The organism is Microcoleus sp. Pol12A5 (assembly GCF_036701435.1).
Classification (GTDB): Bacteria; Cyanobacteriota; Cyanobacteriia; order Cyanobacteriales; family Microcoleaceae; genus Microcoleus.
Genome location: NZ_JAUBQU010000022.1, coordinates 16161 through 41313 on the forward strand (window position 1 = coordinate 16161; position 25153 = coordinate 41313).

22 protein-coding genes and 1 other RNA gene are annotated in these 25153 nt (G+C 46.1%); 7 read left to right on the top strand and 16 right to left on the bottom strand.

The genetic code is table 11. The features are described 5' to 3' along the window. Nucleotides 1-107: 107 nt before the first annotated feature. The 9 genes from ssrA to QUA45_RS08595 form a co-directional block, all read right to left on the bottom strand. Nucleotides 108-498: a transfer-messenger RNA gene (ssrA, locus tag QUA45_RS08555) on the bottom strand. A 168-nt stretch (nucleotides 499-666) separates the two neighbouring features. After that, on the bottom strand, nucleotides 667-2448 hold the full coding sequence (locus QUA45_RS08560; protein WP_333220288.1) for a serine/threonine-protein kinase: 1782 nt from the start codon (nucleotides 2446-2448) through the stop codon (nucleotides 667-669). Between the two features lie 61 nt (nucleotides 2449-2509). Further along, complete coding sequence (locus QUA45_RS08565; RefSeq protein ID WP_333220290.1) at nucleotides 2510-2773, bottom strand: type II toxin-antitoxin system Phd/YefM family antitoxin; 264 nt, start codon at nucleotides 2771-2773, stop codon at nucleotides 2510-2512. A 34-nt stretch (nucleotides 2774-2807) separates the two neighbouring features. Continuing rightward, nucleotides 2808-3077: a ParE family toxin-like protein gene (locus QUA45_RS08570; RefSeq protein ID WP_333098971.1), complete on the bottom strand. Its 270-nt coding sequence runs from the start codon at nucleotides 3075-3077 to the stop codon at nucleotides 2808-2810. After that, nucleotides 3074-3292 carry a hypothetical protein gene (locus QUA45_RS08575; RefSeq protein ID WP_333220292.1) on the bottom strand — a complete coding sequence of 73 codons (219 nt, stop codon included), beginning with the start codon at nucleotides 3290-3292 and terminating at the stop codon, nucleotides 3074-3076. The genes QUA45_RS08570 and QUA45_RS08575 overlap by 4 nt, the downstream gene beginning before the upstream one ends. A 179-nt stretch (nucleotides 3293-3471) precedes the next feature. After that, nucleotides 3472-3915 carry a hypothetical protein gene (locus QUA45_RS08580; protein WP_333098974.1) on the bottom strand — a complete coding sequence of 148 codons (444 nt, stop codon included), beginning with the start codon at nucleotides 3913-3915 and terminating at the stop codon, nucleotides 3472-3474. Nucleotides 3916-4052: 137 nt separating this feature from the next. After that, the gene (locus tag QUA45_RS08585; RefSeq protein WP_333098976.1) at nucleotides 4053-4580 is read right to left on the bottom strand and encodes a GNAT family N-acetyltransferase; all 528 of its coding nucleotides are present in this window, start codon (nucleotides 4578-4580) and stop codon (nucleotides 4053-4055) included. A 42-nt stretch (nucleotides 4581-4622) separates the two neighbouring features. Next, nucleotides 4623-6608 carry a glycosyltransferase family 39 protein gene (locus tag QUA45_RS08590; protein ID WP_333220294.1) on the bottom strand — a complete coding sequence of 662 codons (1986 nt, stop codon included), beginning with the start codon at nucleotides 6606-6608 and terminating at the stop codon, nucleotides 4623-4625. Between the two features lie 281 nt (nucleotides 6609-6889). After that, complete coding sequence (locus QUA45_RS08595) at nucleotides 6890-7468, bottom strand: hypothetical protein (protein WP_333098979.1); 579 nt, start codon at nucleotides 7466-7468, stop codon at nucleotides 6890-6892. A 361-nt stretch (nucleotides 7469-7829) separates the two neighbouring features. Between QUA45_RS08595 and QUA45_RS08600 the strand changes: the two genes are divergently transcribed. Both QUA45_RS08600 and QUA45_RS08605 read left to right on the top strand, forming a co-directional pair. Next, complete coding sequence (locus QUA45_RS08600) at nucleotides 7830-8162, top strand: DUF565 domain-containing protein (protein ID WP_333098981.1); 333 nt, start codon at nucleotides 7830-7832, stop codon at nucleotides 8160-8162. A gap of 96 nt (nucleotides 8163-8258) precedes the next feature. Further along, the gene (locus QUA45_RS08605) at nucleotides 8259-9419 is read left to right on the top strand and encodes a glycerate kinase (protein ID WP_333220310.1); all 1161 of its coding nucleotides are present in this window, start codon (nucleotides 8259-8261) and stop codon (nucleotides 9417-9419) included. 208 nt (nucleotides 9420-9627) lie between these two features. Here QUA45_RS08605 and QUA45_RS08610 read toward each other — a convergent pair whose 3' ends face one another. Next, nucleotides 9628-9996 (bottom strand): hypothetical protein, encoded by a 369-nt coding sequence (locus tag QUA45_RS08610; protein WP_333098983.1) that lies wholly within the window; start codon nucleotides 9994-9996, stop codon nucleotides 9628-9630. Nucleotides 9997-10323: 327 nt separating this feature from the next. Between QUA45_RS08610 and QUA45_RS08615 the strand changes: the two genes are divergently transcribed. After that, entirely contained in the window at nucleotides 10324-10851 is a 528-nt protein-coding gene (locus QUA45_RS08615) for an orange carotenoid protein N-terminal domain-containing protein (RefSeq protein WP_333098984.1), read from the top strand. Between the two features lie 252 nt (nucleotides 10852-11103). Here the strand turns inward: QUA45_RS08615 and QUA45_RS08620 are convergent, their stop codons facing one another. Further along, nucleotides 11104-12972: a PAS domain-containing sensor histidine kinase gene (locus QUA45_RS08620; RefSeq protein ID WP_333220296.1), complete on the bottom strand. Its 1869-nt coding sequence runs from the start codon at nucleotides 12970-12972 to the stop codon at nucleotides 11104-11106. A 398-nt stretch (nucleotides 12973-13370) separates the two neighbouring features. Between QUA45_RS08620 and QUA45_RS08625 the strand changes: the two genes are divergently transcribed. Together QUA45_RS08625 and QUA45_RS08630 are read left to right on the top strand one after the other, a co-directional pair. Then, on the top strand, nucleotides 13371-14090 hold the full coding sequence (locus QUA45_RS08625) for a response regulator transcription factor (protein WP_333098987.1): 720 nt from the start codon (nucleotides 13371-13373) through the stop codon (nucleotides 14088-14090). A gap of 485 nt (nucleotides 14091-14575) precedes the next feature. After that, the gene (locus tag QUA45_RS08630; protein ID WP_333098990.1) at nucleotides 14576-16228 is read left to right on the top strand and encodes an alpha-amylase family glycosyl hydrolase; all 1653 of its coding nucleotides are present in this window, start codon (nucleotides 14576-14578) and stop codon (nucleotides 16226-16228) included. Nucleotides 16229-16331: 103 nt separating this feature from the next. On the opposite strand, the gene QUA45_RS08635 is transcribed toward QUA45_RS08630, so the two are convergent. Together QUA45_RS08635 and QUA45_RS08640 are read right to left on the bottom strand one after the other, a co-directional pair. After that, on the bottom strand, nucleotides 16332-18965 hold the full coding sequence (locus QUA45_RS08635) for an EAL domain-containing protein (protein ID WP_333098991.1): 2634 nt from the start codon (nucleotides 18963-18965) through the stop codon (nucleotides 16332-16334). A 361-nt stretch (nucleotides 18966-19326) separates the two neighbouring features. Beyond that, the gene (locus QUA45_RS08640) at nucleotides 19327-20130 is read right to left on the bottom strand and encodes a DUF2267 domain-containing protein (RefSeq protein WP_333220298.1); all 804 of its coding nucleotides are present in this window, start codon (nucleotides 20128-20130) and stop codon (nucleotides 19327-19329) included. A 555-nt stretch (nucleotides 20131-20685) separates the two neighbouring features. Here QUA45_RS08640 and QUA45_RS08645 point away from each other — a divergent pair. Further along, nucleotides 20686-21144 carry a response regulator gene (locus QUA45_RS08645; RefSeq protein ID WP_333098993.1) on the top strand — a complete coding sequence of 153 codons (459 nt, stop codon included), beginning with the start codon at nucleotides 20686-20688 and terminating at the stop codon, nucleotides 21142-21144. On the opposite strand, the gene QUA45_RS08650 is transcribed toward QUA45_RS08645, so the two are convergent. The 3 genes from QUA45_RS08650 to QUA45_RS08660 form a co-directional block, all read right to left on the bottom strand. Beyond that, entirely contained in the window at nucleotides 21113-21529 is a 417-nt protein-coding gene (locus QUA45_RS08650; protein WP_333098995.1) for a DUF2294 domain-containing protein, read from the bottom strand. The two genes, QUA45_RS08645 and QUA45_RS08650, sit on opposite strands and share 32 nt — an antisense overlap. Before the next feature lie 96 nt (nucleotides 21530-21625). Beyond that, nucleotides 21626-21997 (bottom strand): BON domain-containing protein, encoded by a 372-nt coding sequence (locus QUA45_RS08655; RefSeq protein WP_333098997.1) that lies wholly within the window; start codon nucleotides 21995-21997, stop codon nucleotides 21626-21628. Nucleotides 21998-22274: 277 nt separating this feature from the next. After that, entirely contained in the window at nucleotides 22275-23963 is a 1689-nt protein-coding gene (locus QUA45_RS08660; protein ID WP_333220300.1) for an alpha-amylase family glycosyl hydrolase, read from the bottom strand. Nucleotides 23964-24772: 809 nt separating this feature from the next. Between QUA45_RS08660 and QUA45_RS08665 the strand changes: the two genes are divergently transcribed. Continuing rightward, nucleotides 24773-25021 (top strand): hypothetical protein, encoded by a 249-nt coding sequence (locus QUA45_RS08665; protein ID WP_333099002.1) that lies wholly within the window; start codon nucleotides 24773-24775, stop codon nucleotides 25019-25021. Nucleotides 25022-25153: the final 132 nt, after the last annotated feature.

Consider the following 25153-nt stretch of genomic DNA (forward strand, 5'->3'; position numbering starts at 1 on the left):
TTTTAGATTGAATCCCAAACAAAAGGGCCCAGAGTTAACTCTGGGCCCTTTTAATGCTGTAAAGTGGCTTTCAAATGGCTTAAACCATTGATTTTACGCTACTTTTTTTATGGAACTGGGCAGAATCGAACTGCCGTCCAAAGCGGGTATTTACCTTCCGATCGTTCACAGGTTTATCCCTTCTAATCCTCAGGGCGGGAACCATCTTTATCCCAAATGGGGGGATTTTCTAGTGATTGCTTTCCTAGCTAGCCGACTAGAAACGTTTAGCTAGGGCATCCGTTGGGGGTTGTTATGCTACCGTTAACGGAGTTAGGTGGCATACACTCTAAACCGGGCTTAAGAAGTTTTTAGGCTACAGCGACGGCTTTGCGAGCGAAAGGAACGATGTTGTTCGCATTTACTATTTTTTTTGAGCCGATATTAACGAGAGTAGACTCCCTCTCGACCTGCATCACGGAGCAGCTTTCGCCACCCTGTCGAAACCATTACAGCCCCTCGTGTGTTCTTTTATCATAGACAATATTTCGTGTGGCGTCAAGTCAAGCGATTTTAGATTTTGGATTTTCGATTGGGGATTAAAGAAACCGGGTTTTTTGCGGTTTTTGTCGGCTTTAACGAAGTCTTGGAGCAAAAACCCGGTTTCTGACCACCCGTGCGTAATTCCTAATTATGCAAGTTGTCGTCCCAGACGCCGATGTAAATCCGATCGCGCTCGTTGCGTTCGATCATCCCTTCGAGCGAACCCTTCCTAAACGTAAACCGATTACTCCGGCGCTGCTGCACGTCGCCCAAGCCTTGCAAAATCTCTCGGCTGGCGCCGCCCACCATCCCGTTTAACGCGGTTCGCACTACCAAATCGTCCACCGACTGGGCAAAAGAACCCTCTGTTTGTACTAGCTGGCCCGAATCGCGATCGTAAATGTAGCCGAGAGTAATCCGGTTGGGCAATATTTCGTAAAGTGCGGTGCGAGTATTCGGCCAATAGCCCCGCGCTTGAGAGTCAGTCGGTTCTCCCAATTCGGATAAAATCTGACTTTCCGCCGTACCAACGGCATACCCAGGGATTGTGGGAGTCTTTTGATAATTGGTTCCCGGTTGTTCGCTGGGTGCGGGCGATCGATCTGGCGGCAACTCTTTGTCAACAAGTTTTTCCGTTGGTGTGGGTTCGGCAGCCTCCGGAGAAGGCGCTGGTGTTGGCGCTGGGGCTGGTGTTGGAGTTTCAGCAGCCGGCGCTGGAGTTTCAACAGCCGGCGCTGGTGTTTCAGCAGCCGGCGGCGGAGTTTCAGCAGCCGGCCGCGGAGTTTCTCTGCGAGTCGGGGCTGGCGTTGGTGTCGGCGCGGGAATTGGTGCGGGGCTTGAGCGCGCGTCTGGATCTGCAGGGGCCGAAGTGCGATCGTCCTGGGCCACAGGTGCGGGTTCCGAAGACGGCCGGTTGAAGAAAACCCTAGCAATACCGACAAAACCTGCAACAATAAGTGCGATCGCCACGAACCCCAAAATCCACCAAACCTTGCGGTTGCTGTCCCCAGAAGACACCACAGCAGGCGCTGTTCTGGAACCCGCAGGCGACTGAGGCCCGTGTCCCGGAATCACCGCCACCGTCGGCCCGGTGCTCGGCGACGCTGCACCATGAGGCTGCCCGTGCAGCAGCGACAGCCACTCATCCACGGTAGCAGGGCGATTTTGAGCTTCTACCGTCATCCCCCGCATCACCGCAGAACTGACAGCCGCACTTAGCTGAGGCTGCAAATCGCGGGGCGAAGGCATCGGCTGACTGGTACGCAAAATTGCAGCCACTGGCACTTGTGCTGTCAGTAAAGTGTAAAGCGTCGCCGCCAGACCGTAAACATCTGTTGCGGGCGTATATTTTCCTTGGGCGAAATACTGTTCTGGGGGCGCGTAGCCGTCGGACACCATATTAGTGTGAGATTGAGTTGCACCGGCAGTAAACTCGCGGGCAATGCCAAAATCTATCAGCACAACTTCTTGGGTGTTTTGGCGCAGCAGAATGTTTTGCAGCTTGATATCTCGGTGCAGCAAACCCTTTTGATGAACAACTTTTAAAGCAGCGCCAATTTGAGTTATGTAGAGAATAGCGAGTTCTTCTGGCAGCGGCCGATTTGGCAGTACGACATCGCCCAAATTCTGACCGGCAATGTAGTCCATCACCATGTAAGGCTGCCCGTCTTCGACAAAGAAATCGCTGACGCGGACAATATTCGGATGAACGCAGGAAGCCAACCGCCTCGCTTCGTCTTGAAACTTGCGATCGAACTCAGCAAAATTGGGTTGCTGCCGCAGAGATTCGTTGAGGGTTTTAATGACTACAGGCTGTCCTAAATAGCGGTGATTTGCCCTGAAGGTTATTCCAAAGCCGCCTCTTCCCAATTCTTGTTCGAGGGTATACTTTCCACCCTGTAAAGTTTTGCCGATTAGCGCATCCATAGGTTCAGGCGATCGCGTACCAGATAATATGGCTGATTATTGCACGTATAGTGGGATCTCCTCACCACTCCAAAGAGCGATCGCAATCCTCGATCGGCGTTGCCATTCCTTCCCGAATCGATTCCCGCATCCCCGCTACTGAGAGAAGATACAATGTTTCACGGGCAACCGATGCGGAGTCTGATTCAGATAATAACACTGCATTGCTAGTTTGTCCTGCGATCGCGATCAGTTGGTGCGACTGATTCACCGAATCGATAGACTGCTGCAACTGCTGTTGAGCTTCATTAATTTGGATTATAATTTTCCACTTGTCTAAATACACTTTTCTAATTGATATTGGCTGGCTGTAGATACTGCTACAACTGCCCCAGAAATCTATCGTAGTCTGCGTGTGAACCAACCCAAAACCAGATTACAGTGTCTGCATCCAACTGACCAAGGGCTCGATAGTTTTTGCTAATTCTGGCCGAATAGATTGGTAACTCTGGATGCACCTTCTTGAAACGCAGGCTTGGATGACTTGGGTCTTCCTTGAACTGGCGATAAGCCGCGCGCGTCTGCTGTTGAACTTGTTCGGGTAAATCAGCAAATAATCTACGGAACTCGGTTGTAGTGCGTGAATTCACAATATTTCTGGATCGAGTTCTTGGGTTTGACCTGCATGATACTCAGCCATTGCGGTCGCTGCGAGTTTAGCAAGAGTATTTGGGGAACGGGAGAATGCTTGATCCCAACGAATATCGTCTTCAAGTTCTTCCAGAATCATTGAAGCGAGGGCATCTTGCTCGCTGGCAGACAATGTTTTCAACTTGGCGATCGCACGTTCGAGTAACTCAGTCATGGCTACCACACTTTTACAATGAAAATGGCATCCTATCCATTATCCATTGTTTCACGCAAGTTGAGGGTAGGTCGAACAGATGGAAGGCTAATGATCATCCTAAGTACAGGAGAGCAGCTTCTATGTTTTATACTAGCTTTAAGCGGATGTTAGTACGTCGAAATATTGATTAAGCATTTCTATTTCACCAGCGGTGGTTCTTTGTTATTCAAAATAGCCCATGAAGCAGTAATTTGCCATTGATAGGCGGCTCGTGAATCGTTTCCAGATGCTGTTAAAGCGCATTGTGTTGCACCATATGCACTACTGCCTGCTGCCTCAGCAGGTGTAAGAAAATATGATGGATAATCGAAATATCTCATACCTCCATCTATATAATCGCAGGCAACCCCCATTGAAGCATTTTTGGCATTTTCCTCTGTCGGCTGCTTAAGCCATTGATTGGCTAAGGAGATGAAGTAGCGTTCTCCATTATCTTTCTCTTCGGGTGGTAACTGTTTAGAGACGTAGTATATAGTTTGTCTCACAACTGCCTGTTTAAAGCTGAGTTGCTGCTTTTCCCTCATTACTTTGACTAATCCTTCCAAGACTAACGAGGAGAGTTTGTTGAGAATTGAAACCATTGTAGGCTCCCATATTCGGGTTTTAGGTAGTGACTAGATTATAGCTTTTATTCAATCTGGCAGATTTAATGCTCCAACCGAGAGCCTTCAAATTACCGCCAAAACCAGTGACTTAAACAGCCAAACGGCGTTACGGTTCAAGTCGGATGATATTCATCCCTGCTTATTTGCCATCGCCATATCTTGCCTTCTTCAGGATCGTCCACCTCTGCAATGAACTTCATTCCTACTTTTTGCAACACCCTATTCGAGGCATTTTTTTCAGCTAAAGTGTGGGCGATGACTGCTTTAACCTCCTCGTGAGCGAAAGCATAATCGATCATTCCCTGTGCTACCTCAGTTGCAAAGCCGCGATTCCAATATTCGGAAGCAATTTCATAACCTATCTCTATAGTTCCCGACTCATCAGGTGAGCCTTTGAAACCTCCGTTACCGACAAGCACTTGATTTTTTGGATGAATAAAGAAGTAGCTGTGCCAGTCAGTTGGAGGCGGATTGGATTCGCAAGCTTCGTCAGCCGGGAGGGAAAATGCTTCCGGGAAAAGAGGCCAACTATTAGGCACTATGACATTTAAAATTGCTGCAAGCTCGCTTTTACTTCGTAAGAAAGCTTCTATGTGAATCCTTTCGACGGGAAGTAGTTGAAGATTCTTAGTTGTAATCATTTTTCTACCTTGTTTAACAAGTATGAACTCACACTACAGGCACTATCGAAATGCTTGTCTCGGAACCCTGGCGAGTTGGTAAGCGCCCCGACTTTCCAACAATTGATATTGATTTGGCTGCAATCCTAATTGCACAAATTTCTCTGGATATCCCAGCAACAAAATAGAGGGAGAAGTTGGGTTTTTAGATTCCTTAATGTAGTCGATCGCCTTTGTAACAGCTCGGTAGTAAGTCACTGGCTCTTGGGTATAAAAAACCAGACTTGGTTTCCAGAAACCAACCATAATAAACTCTTCCCCTGGCAGTTTTTGTTGAACGGCAACCTGTGCTAACTGTCTCAGAGGTAACTGGCGGTTGATATCAACCACTTTGTAGGCCGGAGTAAGACCAAAGATGATAAATGCTACTAACCCGATGAGGTTAGCAACCAAAATCCAGCGCTGTTGCCGCTTCCAAAGTAAAAGTGCGATCGCCACTGCTGTAGTTATCCAAATCGTACCGCCGACAATCAGCAATCCTGACTGCTGAATTGCTTGGGGAAAATTGGGCATTGCGGGGTCGTCTCCCAGCCAGTTGTAGCAGTAGAAAGTGGCTCCGGCTATAATTAATAAAAATACCACATTGAAAATGTATGTAGCTAACAGCCCTCGCGGTAAAGAATTCGATTTTTTTTCTAACTTTATCCGCCTGTTATCGGATTCGTTGCCTGCAATAATATCCCTCCACAGCAGCGTTACCAAAATCGCAGCGGCGGGGATTAAAGGCAATACATAACTCGGCAATTTTGTCACGGCGATCGTGAAAAAGCCAAAGATGCAGCCGAACCAAAATAGGGCAAATAAACTCAACTGAGCCGATCGCGGTTGACGACGCCAGTAACTGCGCTGCCAAAAACGGGTGCGGGCGATCGCCACCGGCAAATAAATCGACCAAGGTGCAAAACCAACTAGCACTACAAAAAAGTAAAAATACCAAGGCGCCGAGTGCTTGTTGACTACTCCAGTAAAACGCTGGAAATTGTGATAGCCAAAAAAGCTGTCAATATAAGTTTGACCGTTGGCTAAAATAACCAAAATGTACCAAGGCAGGGCGATCGCCAAAATAATCAAGATTCCCGACACCGGACGCATTTCGCGCCAAAGTTGCCGAAAATTTCCCAAATAAAGCCCGAAGCTGCCAACAATCAGTCCTGGGACGACAATTCCCACAGGCCCCTTAGCCAGAATTGCTAAGGCAATTAGTACGTAAAAAGTCAGATACCACTTATTCGGAAATCGCGAAGCGGAAACAGTGGAAAATTCTGCTTGTTCTCTCTGTTCTTCTAGAGTGTAACCGAGAAAAAATGCCAGAAGTGCCGAACACATACAGCCGACTAATAGCATATCTGAAACGCCAGTCCGTCCCCAGGCAATAGTTTGGGGATTTAAAGCTATTAGGGCCGCACCAATCCAAGGAGTAGAAAAAAAGAGGGGAAGACGGGGAGTTTTGAGTTTAGAGTTGTTATTCTCTGTTTCTTCTTCCGGCTTCCATCGGACTTCTTCCTTCTTCCTGACATCCGTTAAATCCGTTACAGAATCCGTTGCCGAACTTCCTTCTTCCTTCGATTTCGATAGGGTATAGAATCCCAGGCAAGTCAGACCGATCGCGCACAATGCCGAGGGAAGACGCACGGCCCATTCGTTAACGCCCAGAGTGCGGTAAGCCACGGCCATCAGCCAGTAAATCAGCGGCGGCTTGTCAAACCTGGTTTCGCCGTTGAAATAAGGAGTGATGAAATCCCCTGTCACGGTCATTTGACGCGCGGCTTCGGCAAACAACGGTTCGGTTTCGTCAACTAAGCCTATGTTGCCGAGGTTCCACAAAAAAGCCACAGAGGCGATCGCGCACAGCCATAAAATTGATAGCAGCAAAGGTGCGAGCCTCTTCGATGGCTTCGCTAACGGGCGATTTCTAAACTCTGACAAATTTTTAATAACTTCCTTCACGGAAACTTCCTGCGATTTTAGATTTAAAATTTTAGCTCGCATAGAGAGTCTACCGAAAGATTCGCATTCTCGAAACTCCCAATTCGATCGAATGCGGTTCAACTGAGATGTTACACCATTCTCAATAAGGCTTTTATGGGCGGGCTAGAGCAACCCCGCTCCTACTCCCCACAACAAAATTCACGCTTTGTAGAACAGGCAAGATGCCTGGTATTTATAATGATTCGGCTATGTGAGGTTAACCTCACACAGCCGAATCATTCTCAATAAGACCGTATCAACCGTGTTTCTCGATTAAAATCTCGGCACCTGCAGCTAAGGGTTCACGGCTGCAAAATTAATTGCCATTCTCCGGCTGTGCTGTTCCAAGCGGGCGAGGATGTCTCCCCGGCGACGAAAGGCCCCCAGTAGCGGCGAGAACCATCCTGAGCAAAAACCACCAGAATGTCTCCTCGTTTGACTTGTAACTTGCCCTCCGGCAGCGATAGCATCAGTCCCTTGCCGCCGCCTTCCCCCGGCGCAAAATCCCAGTGCGCGGGTTTTCCATAGGATTTCTCGGCTTGCCGTTTCGACAGCAGGGCTACTCGCACTGGGTGTTCGCTGCGGTTGCTGACGCGCAAAAGGCCGGAGGCTTTAGCATTTACAGGGACTGAGGAAAGCAATTCCTCCTCTGGATCTGGGGGGGTTGGTGTTGAGTCGGGTTTGGGATCGGTGGCGGTGTCGGCAGAAGCTGTCGCGACTGGGGAAACGGGGGGTATTGGGGGGAGTGCGGTGGCTTGTGAGGGCCAGTCGCTGGACTGATTTGAACCGTTGGAGATAGTGATTTCAAAACGTCCTAGAAACATTCCTGTAATTAGGACGATCGACACTCCAATTACGATCTGGTAAATTTTAAGATTCATAAATTTTAGGCTTAAAGGATAGACTGCACCCGAAATTAGTCTTAACTATTTTTAATGTAAAACCAGGGTCTGCTGTGCCACAAGATACAGTTACACTTAATTACTTGAGCGTTCTCGGCTATAAGTCCGCGATCGCTCAATACCATTTTAGATGTTAAATTTTAGATTTTAGATTGCGACATACTCCCCCCGGTAAGAATTTGGAGTTGATCGGGAGGGGCATTTGTTTGCTCATCGGTTTAGCTTTTAATAGCAGTTAAAAAAAAGAGTACCACTATAGGCCTGTACTCCAAACCCCAATATTCATCAGTCATTCCGCATCTCAAATTTCAAATCTCCAATCTCAAACCGTATAATTTTTATGCAGAATACCCGAATTAACAGATTGATTGATGTTCTGGGCGATCGCTTCGGAGGCTGGCTGAACAATCCTTGGCGGCGGATTTCGCTCCTGCTAATTAGCCTGCTGTTCGGCACTTTTTTGGGAACAGCTATTTCGACGATCGCGGGACAATCCGCTGAGTGGGATATTATCGCGGCCGGGCTGTTGGTGTTGTTGACGGAGTTCGCCAACTGGCTGGTTTACGCCCGCCTGCGGTCTGTAGTAGGTTCTTTTTCGGTGCATATGCTCAATGCTCTGAAAATTGGTATCACTTACAATTTATTTGTGGAGGCTTTCAAACTAGGTTCTTAAAAACTTTTTCAATCGGCGCGGATTTAGGATGAAATATTTGTCAATTGCAGATAGGATTTGTACAAAACCCCCTCTGGCATCAAGAGTTTTGAGAAGATGGCTCGATCGACTGTAACCCCTGTTGAAATTTTACATCGATGGCAAGCCGGCGATCGCCCGTTAGCGAAGCCCTCGAAGAGGATCGCGCCCGACTTCGAGCACCTGGCTTTTTGGGAACTTGCAGATGATTTGCGAGCGCGCGCTTTTGGCATTACTCCCGACAGTGTAGCCGATGTTGTCCGCTGCAAAACCGATTTATTCTTTTCTATTCTTGACGTACTGCATACTTTCCCGCTAAAGTCAACAGTTTTCCTCGAAACTTTGTGGAATCTTTGGCTGCCGCTGGCAATGCAATTATCGGCTGCCAAACAAAGTTTAAATCGTCCTCTAATTCAAGGAATTTTAGGAGTGCAAGGAACGGGAAAAACTACTTTATGCCAAGTTTTGAGGCTGATTCTGGGAAAATTGGGATATTCTACTGTCAGCATTTCTTTAGACGATCTTTACAAGACTTATGCCGATCGCCAACAACTCCAAAAAGCCGACCCGCGTTTAATTTGGCGCGGCCCCCCCGGCACTCACGATATTGACTTGGGAATCGCAGTTTTAGACAAGTTGCGCCGTTCTCAAACTCACAATTTAGCAGGACTTGACAATCCCAAATCTGATGCCTTCAAACCCGATTTAATTAATAAAAATATAGAAATTCCCAGGTTTGACAAATCTGCCTATGGAGGTGCAGGAGATAGAAGTCAACCCGAAATTATTTCCGGTGCGGATATTGTACTTTTTGAAGGTTGGTTTGTCGGTGTGAATCCGGTAGTTGATGCCAAATTAAACGAGTTTTTGGCGACTGCACCGTTTCCGATTTCCACAGAAAGCGACTGTCAGTTTGCGCGCGATATGAATGAGAAGCTGCACGACTATCTGCCGCTGTGGAACCGATTAGATCGGTTGATTGTTTTGTATCCCCAAGATTATCGCATTTCTCAAGTGTGGCGCAATCAGGCGGAACGGGAAATGATGGCGGCGGGGAAGTCGGGAATGTCAGAAGCTGAGATTAATCGGTTTGTTGAATATTTCTGGAAAGCGCTGCATCCCGAGTTATTTATTAAGTCGATGGTTGAGGGGGATGGTGTGGATTTAGTAATTGAAATTTTGGGCGATCGCACTGTCGGCAAAATTTGTCGGGCGATCGACTTAAAATTAAACATTTAAGGATACAACAAAGTTGTGTCGCTACCCTATTGCAGTCTTTAAGGACACAACTTTGTTGTGTCCCTACTGTATAGCAGCTTATCGTACACTCACTCGACAATTCATGACTTATGCAAAACGTGATTTGACGCGGGAATTATAGGGGTAAGGCGGGACATCAGCACCCTACAATACAGAGGCTTTGCATCGAGGATGGAGAATTTCTAAATTAACTGCCGGGAGTACCAAGATCGATCGCTTTCTGCATCAAATCGTCGGTAACTTCGCCCGGTGTACCAGCAGGCTTAATTTCCTGAGCCATCGAACGAAAATCATTGGGATTGCCGCTTGTATCTGCCGGCTTTGCAATATTATCTTGAGCAGCGGGAATAGGAAATTTAGGTGCAGTTGCAGCGGCGGCAGCTTGAGCGCCGGCACCTGTGCGGTCGATGTCACTAACGCTGAATTCTTTTGAAGCTTCGTAGTCTGCTGATACATCAACGGTCGGCAACTTTTGTTCTCCAGCTTCCGCGCTTTCAGTGATCTGCTGAGCGTCAAAGTTTTCAGTGTTATTGACTTCTGTATTGATTTGAGACATAGCCGACTCCTTGCTAGTTTTATTTAACAATTCACTGTATCAATTATTACTTTACTCCCAGGCTTTTTCATCTACCCGCAGATGTATCGTTGGCTTCTATCTTAAGGATGATTTATTCTAGGTTAGTGCCTTAACATTACATCACTTTCCGAAAAGAATGCAGCTTTAGCCCAGCTCCCAACCCATACATACTAAGCCATTCCCTATTGTTTAATCTAAAATCTAAAATCTAAAATCTAAAATCGTATTACCTCTCGGGGATGGTGACTTGCACTTACAAATCTTGATATTTGTATATTCTGGAAGCATTTTTAAGGAATTTTGTTTATGAACTCACCCGCCGCGACCAATCCTCACTCTCTCTCCAACGACACTAAAAACATCGTTCAGACAATCAACGGGTTGGGTACAGATGAAAAACTGGCGCTGCTCTACTTTGTTTATGAAAAAATGGGAGATTCAATTACACCAGCAGCTCCCGCCGCCGCCGAACCAGAATTAGCTCCCATGCTGCTGGATGATTTTTACAAGCTTTCCCATGACCAACAACTGAATATAATGCGCGGTATTGTCAACGGCGACGACACGCCGTATTCTCACGCTTACGGAGCTTTAACTGCTAACAATCAGTTGGTAGTTTGGTATGCTTGGGCTATTGGTATGGGGGAAACAATTGTCGATATCCCCGAAGGATATGAGGCAACTGAGGCTGTCAATGGCGTGTTGGGTCAAATTGAAGGTCTTGATTTTGAACAGCAAATTACAGTGCTGCGCGACGTAGCTAATAATATGGGCTACACCGATGTTAAACCAATTGCTACTCAGGCGGAAGTAGGGAAAACTTCTAGTCTTTAAGACATAAAAGTCTGCTGTTGCAACCTATCCTACACAAACTCTCCTCCTAGCATAGAGGGACTCAAGAATAAAGGGATTACCCAAAACCTCTATATGTAGGGTGCGCCGAGGTGCACCCTACCGCTATAATTACTAGGTAAAACCTTTTTTTGCTCTTAGTCATATTTATTTTTTCGTGTCTTAGAGAGGGACGAAAATTTTTGTACGATCGGTTAAAATCGGCCATTGTGATAAATATAAAAAGGTTTTCAGTCAGCAATTGAGTTTTTTAGGGTAAATTTTTCGCGGGAACTCGATCCGAAATATCGAACCTTTGTTGGGTTGACTTTCGGCGGTAATTTTACCGTCGATCATCTTGACTAAAGAAGCACAAATAGCTAGTCCTAAACCAGTGCCGGGATATTGGCGAGTTGTACTTTGGTCGCCTTGGTGGAACTTGTCGAAAATGTGGGGAAGATCCTTTTCACAGATGCCGATTCCTGTATCCCGAACCGTGATAATTAGCCGATCGCTATTTAATGCCCGCACCTCAATGTAAATGCTGCCCTCATGTGTGAATTTAACCGCGTTGGAAACGAGATTGACCAAAATTTGCCGCAGGCGCAACTTGTCATTAACTATCAACTGATCCTGCAAGCAGATGCTGACGGACATTGCCACGTTCTTATCGGTGGCTTGATTTCCGAATTCCAGGGCGACATCCATTACTAAATGCGCTAAATTAAATTTTTCAATTTTTAATTCTGTGCGGCCACTCTCGATTTTGGAGAGGTCGAGGATATCGTTAATCAGCAGAAGCAGATTTTTGCCGTTATGTAAAATGCGCCCCACCATTTCTGTTTGCTGGGCGGTCAGCAGTTGTTTGTGCTGGCGCAGCAGCAATTGGGAAAAGCCGATAATCGAATTCATGGGAGTTCGCAATTCGTGGGACATGATGCCCAAAAATTGCGATTTTAACTTGGCTGCTTCTAGCAGTTCCAATTTTTGCTGTTGAATGCGTTGCCCCTGATTTTCCAGTTCTTCCTGCTGGCGAATTAGCAGCTCGTTTTGCAAGTCTAAAAGCTGTTCCTGCTTTTTTAATTTTTCGATCGCCAGCGCGTTGTTAATCGCGATCGCCGCTTGTTTTCCCATCACCGCCAGCAGTTGCTGAGTATGAGCGTTAATCGCCCTGCTGTCTTTCCCGTTGCCGATGGCCAACACACCCAAACGCCCGCTTGGCGCCGACTCGATCGCTGCAGCACAGGCCGCCGCCGGCAGCCCGCCGTCGCCAGACTCCGACCGCAACAGTACAGACTCTCCTGTCGCAAATGCTTTCCACAGCAGCTTGTTTTGCACGTGCGGGGTTGTACCCTCACCAAAGTTTTCCGTGCCCCCGACAGCGCTGACTTTGAGGCCGCTGCAATCGTACTCCAGGAGAGCAACTAGGCAAAATTCCGCTCCTGCGATCGCCTCTACAGTCGCATCCGCAATGCCTTGCAACAACTGGCACAAGCTACCCGCGCGCTGGCTCAACAGATTTGTAAATCGATCGAGCGCGTGCAACTCGTGTGCCGCGTCCCATACCGTCCGGGCTCCACACAAATTTTTTGCTGTAAAATTGTTTTTTGAGGGTACTCGATCGGGCAAGAATTCTGGTTCTGCTTGGGGTTCGGCTGGAGTTTTTTGGATGGCGTCGATTTCGGTGTAGGTTCCCACCCACTTCCAAACTTCCTGACTGTCTAGATTAGCGGGCGTTCCTGTGGCCAGGTTCCAGCGGTAAATGCCCTCTCGCGTCCGCAGACGAAATATAATTTCGTAACTTGACGGCGGGAACTTAGAAGTGTGCGATCTCGCCAACAGACGAGGGCGGTCTTCTGGGTGAACCTGCGCCAGATAGCCGAAACCCAAAGCTGCTGCTGCTGGTACGCCCGTGTAGTCCTCCCAGCGCTGACAGAAATAAGTCGCCCAGCCGTCGGCCTTTGTTTCCCAACCTATGTGAGGAATTGCCGACAGCAGGCGATCGTCCTGAGTTTCGCAGTCGCCAACTTGCGGTTGGGGGGATGTTATTTCAGATACTTTGTGTAAGATTTCAGAGTCGGAAAACTCCGACGGAAAAGACTTATTGCGGTCATGCTGAGTCATAACAGGTTATATAAATAAGCATTGGACTTGAGCCCTAACACCGGCTAAAGACTCGTGCTGCTAGCTTTATGGATTTTGACGTGCCAAGTGCATCAAAATTTTTTATACTTTAAAATTATCTCGGTAGTGATATCTTTACCTCTATCAACGGGCGGACAATGAGATAATTCAGTTAAACTGTTAAAACATTGAGAGCTTACCTGTCCAGAGGAAGGCTCGTGCAGGCATCGCCGCAAAATAACTTAAAAATTAACTTGCATTCTTGGCGGCTGCATGAGTATGCTTAAAAATGATGTGCAGCCTGTAAAACCCTAAATCAGGACACATTCTCAAATTTACTCAGTTTATCTGAGTCAGTTGACGATATTTTAAAAGTTTAGCGGACTATTGGAAGAAAGATGAGTAAAATTCGCGTTGCTTTGATAGAAGACCATGACCTGACAAGAGTCGGCATCCGCACAGCTTTACAACAGCGTGACACGATAGAAGTTGTCGGCGATGCAGCTAACGCTACAGATGGATTGAAACTGCTTCAGTCTTCAAAACCTGACGTGGCAATTGTAGATATTGGATTGCCGGATTTTGATGGCATTGAACTTACACAAAAGTTCAAAAAATCCGTAGCGGAGTCCGATCCAGATACAAAAATTTTGATTCTGACTTTTCAGGACAATGAAGAAGAAGTTCTGGCAGCTTTTGCCGCCGGAGCTGACTCTTACTGCATGAAAGATATTAGCTTCGATCAGTTATTAGATGTAGTAAAAGTAACTCACGAAGGTAATTCTTGGATCGATCCGGCGATCGCCCGTATCGTCCTGAAACAAGCTCGCACTCAGGAAACCGCGCCGGAAGAACCGAAGGCTGAGGGCAAAAGAGTCACAATTAAGGCTGCCGAACCCGAGTTTAGTCACATCATTGAGACTTACCCTTTAACCGAGCGGGAATTAGAAGTTTTGGAACTGATCGTGCAGGGTTACAGCAATGCTGCAATCGCCGAAAAGCTGTACATTACTGTCGGTACAGTCAAGACTCACGTCCGCAATATTTTGAACAAGTTGTGCGCGGATGACCGCACTCAGGCAGCCGTTCTTGCCCTGCGTTCTGGCTTGGTTGGATGAAGCCTTATCATCAGGCAAAATCAAGTTAAAAGTAGGGTGCGCTGGGCGCACCTTACGGTCACTGATTAAGGGTGTGCGCTGCACACCGACTCACTAATTGTTACCCAAAAATTAGGGGTAGCAGCGTGCACCAGCTAAGCAATTGTTTGTTGTTAAAACAGTAATAAGTTTTAAAGGCGCATCTATCCTAGTACAGATATTTTTTTCATTTTTAAAAAAAGTAAATATACCTTAAGATAGATGCTAAAAAACTATCATATTACTAATACTTATTGTTGAGCGATGCCCAGTTAGATTAATTTCGCTCCCACTGCCAATATTGCGCGATCTCACTTCATAAAAGGCGCAGGCAGAAGCCAGATTACGATACTTTTAGGAATAGTTAAGCCTTAAAGAAATTATATCCGCAGAGCGATGCTGAGTTCGCTTAAGTTAGCGAAATTAAAAGTATCAACTGCTACTGAAATGTTTTAGAAAGAGGTATTATGACCGCCCCAATTGAATTCAAGTTATTTGCTCCCTATAACAAAGGAGCTGCCTTGATTGGCTCTTTTTCTAATTGGGAAGAAATTCCGATGGAAAAGGACGAAGAGGGTTATTTCCGCACGCGAGTTGAGTTGGAGGATGGCGTTTATCAATACAAATTTCGCGTTCAGTCGAAAAGCTGGTTTCTGGAAGCGGATCAGTGGGTAGATATAGTCGATCCCTACGCGACTGATATCGACGATCCTACTCAAAACGGCATTGTTCGGATCAAAGATGGCGATCGCATTGTCGATACCTACGTCTGGAAACACGACGATAAACCGCTACCGGCCGATCGGGAATTAGTGATTTACGAAATGCACGTTGCCGACTTTTCCGGCGGCGAAGCCGATCCCTTCGCCCGCGGCCAGTACAAGCACGTCGTCGAAAAACTCGATTACCTAGTCGAACTCGGCGTCAACGCGATCGAACTCATGCCCCTCAAAGAATACCCAGGCGACTACAGTTGGGGCTACAACCCCCGCTACTTCTTCGCTGCCGAGTCCAGCTACGGAACCACAGAAGAACTCAAAAACCTGATAGACGAGTGTCACGGGCGCGGTATTCGCATCATCATGGACGGGATTTACAACCACTCGGAATCATCGAGCCCCCTCACTCAAATCGATCACGATTATTGGTACCACCACGCCCCGCGCGATCCTGACAACAATTGGGGCCCGGAATTTAACTACGAATTTTACGACGAAAACTTAGGAACTTTCCCGGCGCGCAAATTTATTGGCGATACAGTCCGCTTCTGGATTCAAGAATATCATCTCGACGGCATTCGTTTCGACGCGGCGCGACAAATTGCTAACTACGATTTCATGCACTGGATAGTTCAAGAAGCCAAAAATGTTGCCGGCCCCAAACCGTTTTATACCGTTGCCGAATACATTCCCGAAAATCCCAGCATCACGAATGTAGATGGGCCGATGGACGGCTGCTGGCACGACAGTTTCTATCACTCCATAATTCCACAACTCTGCGGGGACAATTTTGATTTAGAACGGCTCAAAGAGGTAATCGACTGCAAGCGGCAAGGTTTCTTGGGTGCTACGAATGTAGTCAATTATTTGAGCAATCACGACCACGATCGCGTTTTTGCCGAATTGGGCGATCGCGGAATTTTGGATGAAGCAGCATTCAAACGGGCGAAGTTGGGAACCGTGCTGTTAATGACAGCAGTTGGCGTGCCGCTGATTTGGATGGGCGAAGAATTTGGCGAATACAAAGCCAAAACAATTGAGCAATCTAAAATTGACTGGACGCTGCTAGGAAATGACCTGAATAAAGGTTTGTGGGAATACTACAAAGGCTTAATTCACCTGCGTAAAAATAACCAAGCACTTTACACAGAAAACATCGACTTTTTCCACGAAGACCCCGACTCAAAAGTTTTTGCTTACACTCGCTGGAACGATGAAGGTTCGAGAGTGGTAGTAGTGGCGAATATGTCGGAAAATTATCTAGCAGGTTACAGCGTTCCCCACTTCCCGGCAAACGGAACTTGGCACGAATGGACAGGTAATTATGATATTGAATCGGGCGATGACAATATTATGATTGACTTGCCGGAATACGAAGCGAAAGTGTTTGTTTGGCAGTAAGTTGTCCTATCGATTCCGGTTGCACTCCTTATAATTGTTGAGTGTTGACTGTTAACTGTGAGTCAACACTCAACAATCACGGACGGTGCAACCGGAATTGATATTATTTCCCCGATTGATTTTCTAAGCACAATTGGGTTATAGCCGCCGCCGGTATTGGTTTGCTAAAAAAGTAACCCTGACCCATATCGCACTGATGCGAGTGCAAAAATGCCAACTGTTCTGCTGTTTCCACTCCCTCAGCAATCACCTGTAAATTCAGACCCTGTCCCAAGGCGATCGCCAGTTTCACAATAGTAGCACCGCTGCTGCCAGTCACCAAGTCGGCAACGAAAGATTTGTCTATTTTTAAATTATTGAGGGGAAAGTTTTTCAAAGACCACAGCGAAGAATAACCGGTACCAAAATCATCCAAAGCAATGTGAATTCCCATGTCCTGCAACTGCTGCAATACCGACACCGTAAAGCTCACATCTGTCATGGCAATGCTCTCGGTAATTTCTATTTCTAAATACTCGGGATTTAACTTTGTTTCTGATAAAATTTCAGCGATGGTTTGTACCGTGTGAGGTTGCAGAAACTGCCGGGCTGATAAATTCACCGCTATCCGCATCGGCGGCAATCCCAGTAACTGCCACGCTCGATTTTGCAAGCAAGCAGTCCGCATCACCCATTCGTCTATTTGGCAGATTAATCCTGTTTCCTCAGCTAAGGGAATAAATCGATCGGGAGAAATCAAACCGCGTTCGGGATGTTCCCAGCGAATCAGAGCTTCCATGCCGACTATTTTACCAGTCTTTAAATTTATTTGCGGTTGATAGTGCAGGACAAACTCGGATTTTTTTAGAGCTTTGTAAAGATGATTTTCTAAGTTAAGATCCTCGGAGACTTTACTGCCGATCGCCCGCGTGTAAAACTGATAATTATTGCGACCTTTCTGTTTAGCTTTGTACATTGCAGCATCAGCATTTTTCAGCAAAGTTTCTGCATCTTCTCCGTCATAAGGAGCCAAAGCAATTCCCAAGCTAGCCTTAATATAAAGTTCTAGACCGTCAAAATCAAAAGGACTGCTTAAACTCTGGATAATTAGCTGGCAAATTTTAGTTGCTTCCTCAGGGCTATTGAGATTGTACAGCAGCACAGTAAATTCATCTCCGCCCCAACGAGCCATCGAATCCCCCACGCGCAAACAGTTAGCCAAACGCCGAGATACACTTTGCAGCAACAAATCACCCACTTGGTGACCTAGGGTATCGTTAACATTTTTAAATCTATCCAAATCAAGAAAGATAACCGCCAGCATTTCTGCGTTTTGGTGAGCACTAGCTAAAGCTAAAGACAGCCTTTCATTAAACAGCAATCTATTAGGTAAACCGGTTAATGGGTCGTGAGAAGCTTGATGTCGAATCATCGCCTCGACCCGTCTCTGCATTGCAGCCATGTACAGGTGAGTTCCTAAAGATTGTGCTAGCTTCTGTTCCTCGCTAGTCCACTTTTGAGCTTCGCCTGTTTTGATTTCTTTCCAAGCTGCAAAAGATTGTCGGGGACGATCGTTCCGGGCGTCCGAACTGCAACGCCCCGCCCACAAAATTTCTGTTTCTATAGGGCTGCGAAAAACGGTGAGACAGCCGATGCACTGTTGGCGGTATTGCAGCGGTACTGCCAAAAATGAACGAATGGAAGCTGCGACTAAATTGGCAGATACAGATTTGAGTTGAGGTTCTTTAGAAATATCGGCAATTGCATACAAATGCGGTACGATAAAACTGGAAACATTGCTGTCAATTGAACTGTAATGCTGGGAATATAGATTTTCAAAAATATCTAATTGGCTTGTATGATTAGCAGTTTGTGTTCGATCGCCTTGGTTGTCCAACCCCATGATCTGCTGCCAAAACGGGCTGAGTTCAAGGTCGAGATCCGCGGGCTGCTGGCCACAGGTATAAAGCAAAGCCGGTCGATCGCCAAACTCGGCTGCAAGGTAGAGTCGCCCTCCCGAACCACGCAAATGCTTGACAGTTTGTTCCAGAACTGATTTCCGAATTTCGTTGAGTTCCAGAGGAGAATGCAGCAAACTCGTAATTTGGTTGATAACGGCTTCGTCACGCGCTTGCTGTCTAGCTTGACTCAGCAGAAAAGATTGGGCGATCGCAATTGAAAGTTGATCGACAAGCAACTGCACCATTTTCAATTCTCGATCGCTAAACCGTTTCGGTTGGCTATGGTGAGACACCAACAGCCCCCAAAGGTGATTTTGATGCACAATCGGCACCGTCAGAGAAGAACGTGCCCCCATAGCCTTCAGATATTCAGCGTGACAGGGGTCTACAGGACGATAGGTAATGTCTTCAACTGCTAAAGTTTTGCCGGTTTCGGGACAATCTAACCGATTAATTGTTTGATGCTTCAATTCCACATCTACAATCACTCGCTGCCGCGCTTTGAGAAACATTTCCCGAGCACTCTGGGGAATGTCGCCTGCTGGAAACCGCAAACCCAGCATAGAGGACAAATTGTTGCCGTTGATCGACTCAGCAATGACCTCACCGCTACCGTCGGCCTCAAAGCGATAAACTTTTACTCGATCGCTCTCTAAAAAGCTGCGGATTTCTCGGGCAGTTGTCGTCAAAATCTCCTGCAGTTCTAAAGAGTTGCGGATGCGATTGGTAATTCGATTGAGTAAAATCTCTTGTTGTAAAGTCGATCGTGACATTTGTCTAACTTTGGTGCGGGTCATGCCTTTTGATCTCCCGGGCTGTTGACAGCATTTTTGCGATCCACAGTCTTAACTTGCCTTGTATTATACATTACAACACTTTCGCGGCGTCTAGGGGCTTGACCCAAACCCAGAGCGAGAAACTCGGTTTATGCGAATATTTCGGCTTTTTCGACAAATTTCGGTGATATACCGGGTTTTTTACAGCACTTACAAAGCAAGAAAAGAGCCATCAGAAAATTAGTGAGGACGAAAGCCCGATCCAGTTTAATCGGGACTTTCGTCCTCATTACAAAGCAATTCCAGAGTTAAAAGACAAAAGGTATAGAGAAACCAGCTTGGTCAAGCCGGCTGGTAAGTATTTATACCTTAAAATGTCTCATTAAGCTGACTCCCAAATTCCCCGAATTCTGTCCGGCAAAAAGCCAGCTATTTCCTGAATTCGCTCCTCGGACAGCTCATCCTTCGTGGCAGAAAATACAGCCGCGATCGCAGTTTCCGGTTTTACTCCTGAAGGAAGTGCGCCTTCTAGTTCCACCCTCCGTGCAAACAAATTGCCATCGATCCCCAAAGGTGCAGGCTCGCCGGTCAAAGGCTGACGTATCCGGCTGAGCAATCCCACCAGCGGATTTGTATCTTTCCAGAGGTCTGCTATTTCTTGTTGCAGGGTTTTGTCATCCGTAGGCAAAACTTCTTTGTGCAATTCAGCTTCCACGTGATCGATTGCTTCTGTTGTCATCACATCGCGCATGATCCGGTACACTACTTCGGTAATGTCGCGGGCATCAAAAATATCCTCCAAGTGACCGTTTACCATCACTTTTTCCAAAAACGGCATATCCTTTGAAGCGATAGGAACTGCAGATCCTTCCTGGTGGAGCGACGTAGGAGGATTCGTCTCCATTTTGTGTAACAGTTTGCGGCCTTTTTCTGTTAACTCGGCTTCTTGAAATGCCACTAAAGGCGGCAATAACTCAGCTCCTCCATAAGGCTCGCCACTAAACTGAGCTTTGATAAATTCCCTTTGGTTGAGGTAGTCCAAATGACCGAGCAATTCCGCTTCTGCCACCTTGTGACCGACATATTCTTCCGCTGCGTTCCTAATTTCCGACTCTCCCCTGCCGTTGTCAGTGCCAATCTTTTTGAGCAAAATGTAAGTTAGGTCGTCTCTGAGTGGAATTGTCATTAAAACCTCCTAGGTTAATATCCGGTCAAGCTCATGTAAAAACTGATTTTTTTTACTGGCTTAAATTGTGATGATTACTACTTAAAAATATTGAAGTCTAAAGTAGAGTAATTAAGTATCTCTCAGCAGGTGGAAGTTATTAAAATTAAGTATCGTTTAGAATCTTCCTTTAGGTAGATCCATGTAGGGGAACCCATGTCTAATGTGGTTAATATCCTAAAAAGCTGTCGCCGCTATTGAATGTTATTAAGCGAGGATGCTTTATTGGTAACATTTTTCGTATTTATTGCGTATTTATTACGTATTTTTACCAAGGCTGACGCACGAAGAGTACCTCAGTGGGTAATTGGTGCTGGGAGAGGTAGAATTAAGCAGATGCTATGCGGTTAATCAACTGCAGTCGTTTTGCCTGCAGCTTGTAGCAATATTGTATCGGGTTAGACCAAAAACTGGTCATTGGAGAACTACAAATACGAGCCAATCTGTTTCAAGTGCCGCAGCGCCACTTGAAGAATGCCTCGGAGACAACTTTTTTGATCGTTTCGCTCGGCATTTATGAACTACCCTCATTGGAACAATAAATTGGAATCCTCGTCTTTCACGAACGGTCAACCCCCGGTTGAGCAGCGTCCTTTAGTGTTGGCGGTAGACGACAATCATGACAACTTAGAGCTGCTGACACAAATACTCGATTTATTGGGCTGTGAGTGCGTGGGAGCAGTTGACGGGTACGCAGCTCTTTCAGCAGCAGTCGATCGACATCCAGACCTAATCGTACTCGACATTTGCCTGCCGGATATAGACGGTATGGAAGTAGTAAAGCGCGTCCAACAAAACCCACAGATCAGACATATTCCGATTGTTGCGGTCACAGCACTAGCAAAACCAGAAGACCGCGCTCGAATTCTCGAAGCAGGCTGCGTGGAATACCTTTCCAAACCTTTTAACATCAAAGATTTAGAAACAGTTATCCGCCAGCACCTCAACTGTCAACTGGTTTTGGTTGAGTTTTAGATTTATAATTAGAATCACGAACTTGAGGTGCAGAGTCCAAAATTGCGATCGTTCCAGTGCGGCCGGTCTCCAAGGTCGCATCGCGGAGCAAATCAGTGACTCCCACGCCCAAAACCTTTTGGATTAATTCTTTCAGTTGCAATTCCAGAAGTGATTCTAATTGTGTCCGCACTTGCAACGCCAAATCTTGGTGACCGTTCTGAGCCAGCAGTTTTTCGGGTTGAGTAAGCCCATTTTCAACAACTATTATCAATTTGTTATCCAAAAGATTGCAGAGCGCCTGACTCGTGGAGTGTCCGAGTTGAGAGCGGTACAAAGCTTGAATTCCCTGCGAAAGAGTCCGTTCTAATTTCCCCCGAGTAGGTTCTAAGGTTTCCCCTGTCATATTTTTTAGTTAAGCCATAAGAGATAAAAAAAACTGTTAGCAGTTAACAGTTAACAGTTAACTGCTAACTGCTAACTATTAGAAATAACCGTCGCGTTAGCCGACAGAAACTTGATCGGTTTCCACCCCAGTTGCACCCTTAACACCTTTAGCAATTGTCACCAACCTGCTGACAATTTCCTGACTGGGAACTGTACCTTTGAGAACCACCGTAGTGCCATGTTGAGCCACATAAACAGTCTCAATATCCGCAACATCTGGATTTGCATCGAAAGCCTGAGCCACCCGTTTAGCTAAGCCGCTTTGATCGTATTCTCCGTTCAAGCCCATGCGTTCCGGCGGGATTGTCTGAGCGCTCGCTGCCGCTTGAGCTTGAGCTTCAGCTACAGGTGCTTGGTAAGCAGGAGCGTCAACAGTTTCTTGATTTTCTAGTTTTTCTAAACCAAACAATCTTTTTAACCAACCCATAGAATTTGTCCTCCGACAAAGTTTGTGTTAATTGACGTGTTAATTGACGTGTTAATTCACGTTTGGCAAGTCGCCCTGTAATTGTTATTCTCAATACCAGGAATTACGATCGCACTCTTGGATGCAGAAACCGATTTTTTTTACAAAAAAGTATCGTTACAGCCATCCACCTAGGTAGAAAAACCCAGTTTGTTGAGTTTGGTGCGCCCGTCTTAAATACAATTTACTGTTGTACAACTGGGCCATTCATCTGCCTGGAGACATAATTCTCCCGCTCTCAAACAAATACTTGCGCTGACCATTCCGGCAAATCAAACTTAAACCCTTCTTCCCCAACTTCTACAATTTTGTTGTACATCCACTCGTGCCAAGTTCCTGCCGCCGGAAACTTAGGAATGCAGTAACCAGATAGATAAGTATCCGAAAAATTAGCGACAACTACTGCTCGCGTTCCCTCATCACTCCAGCGATAGTAAGCCAGCACTTTGGCTTCGGGATTTTCGTGGATGAATTCAATATTTTCGGTATAAAGTGCCGGAACTTTTTCCCGCAGCCGAATCACCTGTTTGTAGTATTCCCACAACTCATGATTTGGCTGATTTTTCAACAAAGACCATTGCAGTTTATTCGGCTGGTTGGGAGTTTGCCGAGTAGATTGTCCAAACTCTTCGCCCATCCACAGCATCGGTATTCCTACTGCTGTGACTAACAAAACCGCTCCCAATTTAGCGCGTTTAAAAGCCGCTTCTGGGTCGATATCGCGAAAGCTGGCTTCGGCCAGCAAGTGGTCGCGGTCGTGACTGGCTAAATAATTGATCGCATTAGTTGTGTTTTGATAGCCTTGTTGTTTGGGTTCGAGAACTTGCTTGAGCTTTTCGATATCAAAAGTATTCCCCGCGAGATTTTCTATGGCAAAAATGCGAAAACTTTCGTGCCAGCACCCGTCCATCGGCCCGTCTGCAGCGACGAGTTCGGGAAGTTCGGGAATGTGTTCTGCTATGTTGTAAAATGGCTTGTCGCCGGCGCTTTTTTTCGCTTCGCGAGTTATCCAGTGTAGGAAATCTCGATTGTCCAACTGCCGCACAGCATCGTAGCGAATGCCGTCGAGATGATATTCTTGAATCCAGAAATTAACGACATCGCCGATGAATTTCCAAGCAGGACGAATGCCAAGTTTGGGGTCGAAATTTTCGTAGTTAAACTCCGGGCCCCAGTAGTTAGCCGGATCTTCGGGATAGTGTTTGTCACCGTAGTACCAATAATTGCGATCGATTAGCAATAAGGGACATTCTTCATCGCAGTGGTTGTAAATCCCGTCCAGAATCACCCGAATGCCCCGTCCGTGGCACTCGTCAATCAATTGCTTCAAATCTGCGGTTGTGCCGTAACTGGACTCTACGGCAAAGAAATCGCGGACTTTGTAGCCCCAGCTATAATCGCCCGGATATTCATTAACTGGCATTAGTTCGATCGCATTTATCCCCAAATCGCAGAGATAATCTAATTTCTCCTTCACCTGCTGGAATTTACTGCAACTATCGGAACCATCGGACTCGGAAAAATCAGCAACGTGCATTTCGTAAACGACTAATTCTTCATTATTGGGGAGTTCTTTGTCGTCGTGCTGCCAAACATAGGTATCAATAATTCGCGCGCCGGCTTTGATGCGAACTGTACTTGTATCAGTAGTGCGGTCAATTTCAGTCGCGTAGGGGTCATTGACTTCTACCCATTCATCCGGTTCAAAACATGGACTTTGCGACTGAACTCGGAATTTGTATTGATAAATACCGTCTTGTAACTTAATGTTAGTGCGGAAATAACCTTTGTCATCTTTTTCTAAGGGAATTTCTGCCCATTGGGAAAAGGAGCCGAGCAGTGTAGCTGCTTTGTTGTTGGGAGCGAAGAGTTTGAATTCAATTGCAGCGGCCATGAATACCTTGCTTGCAGAACTTATAAGTGTCATTAGTATTGATTTTTACAATTTTGCAAATCTGTCGCCATCGTTCTTAAGAGCTAAACCTGTAACTCTTATGTTGTAACCTGCTTGGGGGCGCACCCGGAGGATTTAGTAGTGCCAACCCTAGCGATCGAGTAAGGTGCCCCCCTAGGTACGCGGAAACCTGATTTTAATCAAAAATGTAGTTAAAGTAACTAAAAATTATTAAGCGCTGTTTATGAAAAATAGTCAGGACTGTTTTTAGTTAGTAGTCTGAAACCCTAGATTTTCCGTTGGTAGCGAACTTGCCTTGGAGCCTTGAAACCCTTATTCTAAGGTGGGCTATCAAAAACTGTCCGAAGTATTGTATGAAAAGTAATTTAACTTTTGATAACTAGATAAATCGTGGTCAATATTTAACATTTGTAACTAAAGAAACATTTTTTAGCCGACAGGGGTAATACCGTAGAAAGATGTCATTTTATGCGGAAAGAGCGATGATCGGCGTGTAATTATAAGGCAAGGGAAACCATAAAAATGAATCCTTTATTCAACTGGGTTTTCCTGCGACTTTAAGCCAAGTTTGAGCCGAGAATAGCAATGATTATTTTTGCTTATGTCTTGGCAGCACTTGTTTTATAGTTTTTGACCTGCAAACTTTGTAGAACCTTTCATCAGCTTTAATGACTGCTGCTACCTCAGTAATTGGTAATTGGTGAAAATCTCATTCGTCCCTGTTACCCGTTAGATATTCCGAGCAGTGGCTCTAAGGCTCTAAAAGTTTAATGTGGGATGTTAGCGAATTACCGTTACTGTAAAACTCTGGAGTGTTAAAAATGCTAAAACAAATGTGTTGGTTGCCCAGACTCGGAGGCAATGGAGAAAAGATATTGCACTTGCGTACCGATGCCCGTCAGCCGTGGCGGCCTTATACAGCTTTTCCGCAGTTTGCTGTATCCGACTACCGGGAACCGGGCGGTTCTAAGGGATGGGCAACATTTCAGAAGCTGAGAGTTCAAGGGTGGAATTTAATATCGACTGAAGAAGGGCAGCAGTCGAGTTTTGGCGAACAGAAAAGTGCTTAAAAAATCAGAAACCGCAGCAATAAAAGAAGAGGTAAAATCCTCTTCTTTTTATTAGTTCTGGAGACAGCAACTGGGCTTTCAACCATCCTCGTTGGTAGAAGGGGTAAGGTGTACATTGCTCACCCTACATAA

Coding starts and splice junctions, on each gene's coding strand:
- QUA45_RS08560 (WP_333220288.1), bottom strand. CDS start 2,448: ATGGATGCGCTAATCGGCAAAACTTTACAGGGTGGAAAGTATACCCTC.
- QUA45_RS08575 (WP_333220292.1), bottom strand. CDS start 3,292: ATGACTGAGTTACTCGAACGTGCGATCGCCAAGTTGAAAACATTGTCT.
- QUA45_RS08580 (WP_333098974.1), bottom strand. CDS start 3,915: ATGGTTTCAATTCTCAACAAACTCTCCTCGTTAGTCTTGGAAGGATTA.
- QUA45_RS08585 (WP_333098976.1), bottom strand. CDS start 4,580: ATGATTACAACTAAGAATCTTCAACTACTTCCCGTCGAAAGGATTCAC.
- QUA45_RS08590 (WP_333220294.1), bottom strand. CDS start 6,608: ATGCGAGCTAAAATTTTAAATCTAAAATCGCAGGAAGTTTCCGTGAAG.
- QUA45_RS08595 (WP_333098979.1), bottom strand. CDS start 7,468: ATGAATCTTAAAATTTACCAGATCGTAATTGGAGTGTCGATCGTCCTA.
- QUA45_RS08600 (WP_333098981.1), top strand. CDS start 7,830: ATGCAGAATACCCGAATTAACAGATTGATTGATGTTCTGGGCGATCGC.
- QUA45_RS08605 (WP_333220310.1), top strand. CDS start 8,259: ATGGCTCGATCGACTGTAACCCCTGTTGAAATTTTACATCGATGGCAA.
- QUA45_RS08610 (WP_333098983.1), bottom strand. CDS start 9,996: ATGTCTCAAATCAATACAGAAGTCAATAACACTGAAAACTTTGACGCT.
- QUA45_RS08615 (WP_333098984.1), top strand. CDS start 10,324: ATGAACTCACCCGCCGCGACCAATCCTCACTCTCTCTCCAACGACACT.
- QUA45_RS08620 (WP_333220296.1), bottom strand. CDS start 12,972: ATGACTCAGCATGACCGCAATAAGTCTTTTCCGTCGGAGTTTTCCGAC.
- QUA45_RS08625 (WP_333098987.1), top strand. CDS start 13,371: ATGAGTAAAATTCGCGTTGCTTTGATAGAAGACCATGACCTGACAAGA.
- QUA45_RS08630 (WP_333098990.1), top strand. CDS start 14,576: ATGACCGCCCCAATTGAATTCAAGTTATTTGCTCCCTATAACAAAGGA.
- QUA45_RS08635 (WP_333098991.1), bottom strand. CDS start 18,965: ATGACCCGCACCAAAGTTAGACAAATGTCACGATCGACTTTACAACAA.
- QUA45_RS08640 (WP_333220298.1), bottom strand. CDS start 20,130: ATGACAATTCCACTCAGAGACGACCTAACTTACATTTTGCTCAAAAAG.
- QUA45_RS08645 (WP_333098993.1), top strand. CDS start 20,686: ATGAACTACCCTCATTGGAACAATAAATTGGAATCCTCGTCTTTCACG.
- QUA45_RS08650 (WP_333098995.1), bottom strand. CDS start 21,529: ATGACAGGGGAAACCTTAGAACCTACTCGGGGGAAATTAGAACGGACT.
- QUA45_RS08655 (WP_333098997.1), bottom strand. CDS start 21,997: ATGGGTTGGTTAAAAAGATTGTTTGGTTTAGAAAAACTAGAAAATCAA.
- QUA45_RS08660 (WP_333220300.1), bottom strand. CDS start 23,963: ATGACACTTATAAGTTCTGCAAGCAAGGTATTCATGGCCGCTGCAATT.
- QUA45_RS08665 (WP_333099002.1), top strand. CDS start 24,773: ATGCTAAAACAAATGTGTTGGTTGCCCAGACTCGGAGGCAATGGAGAA.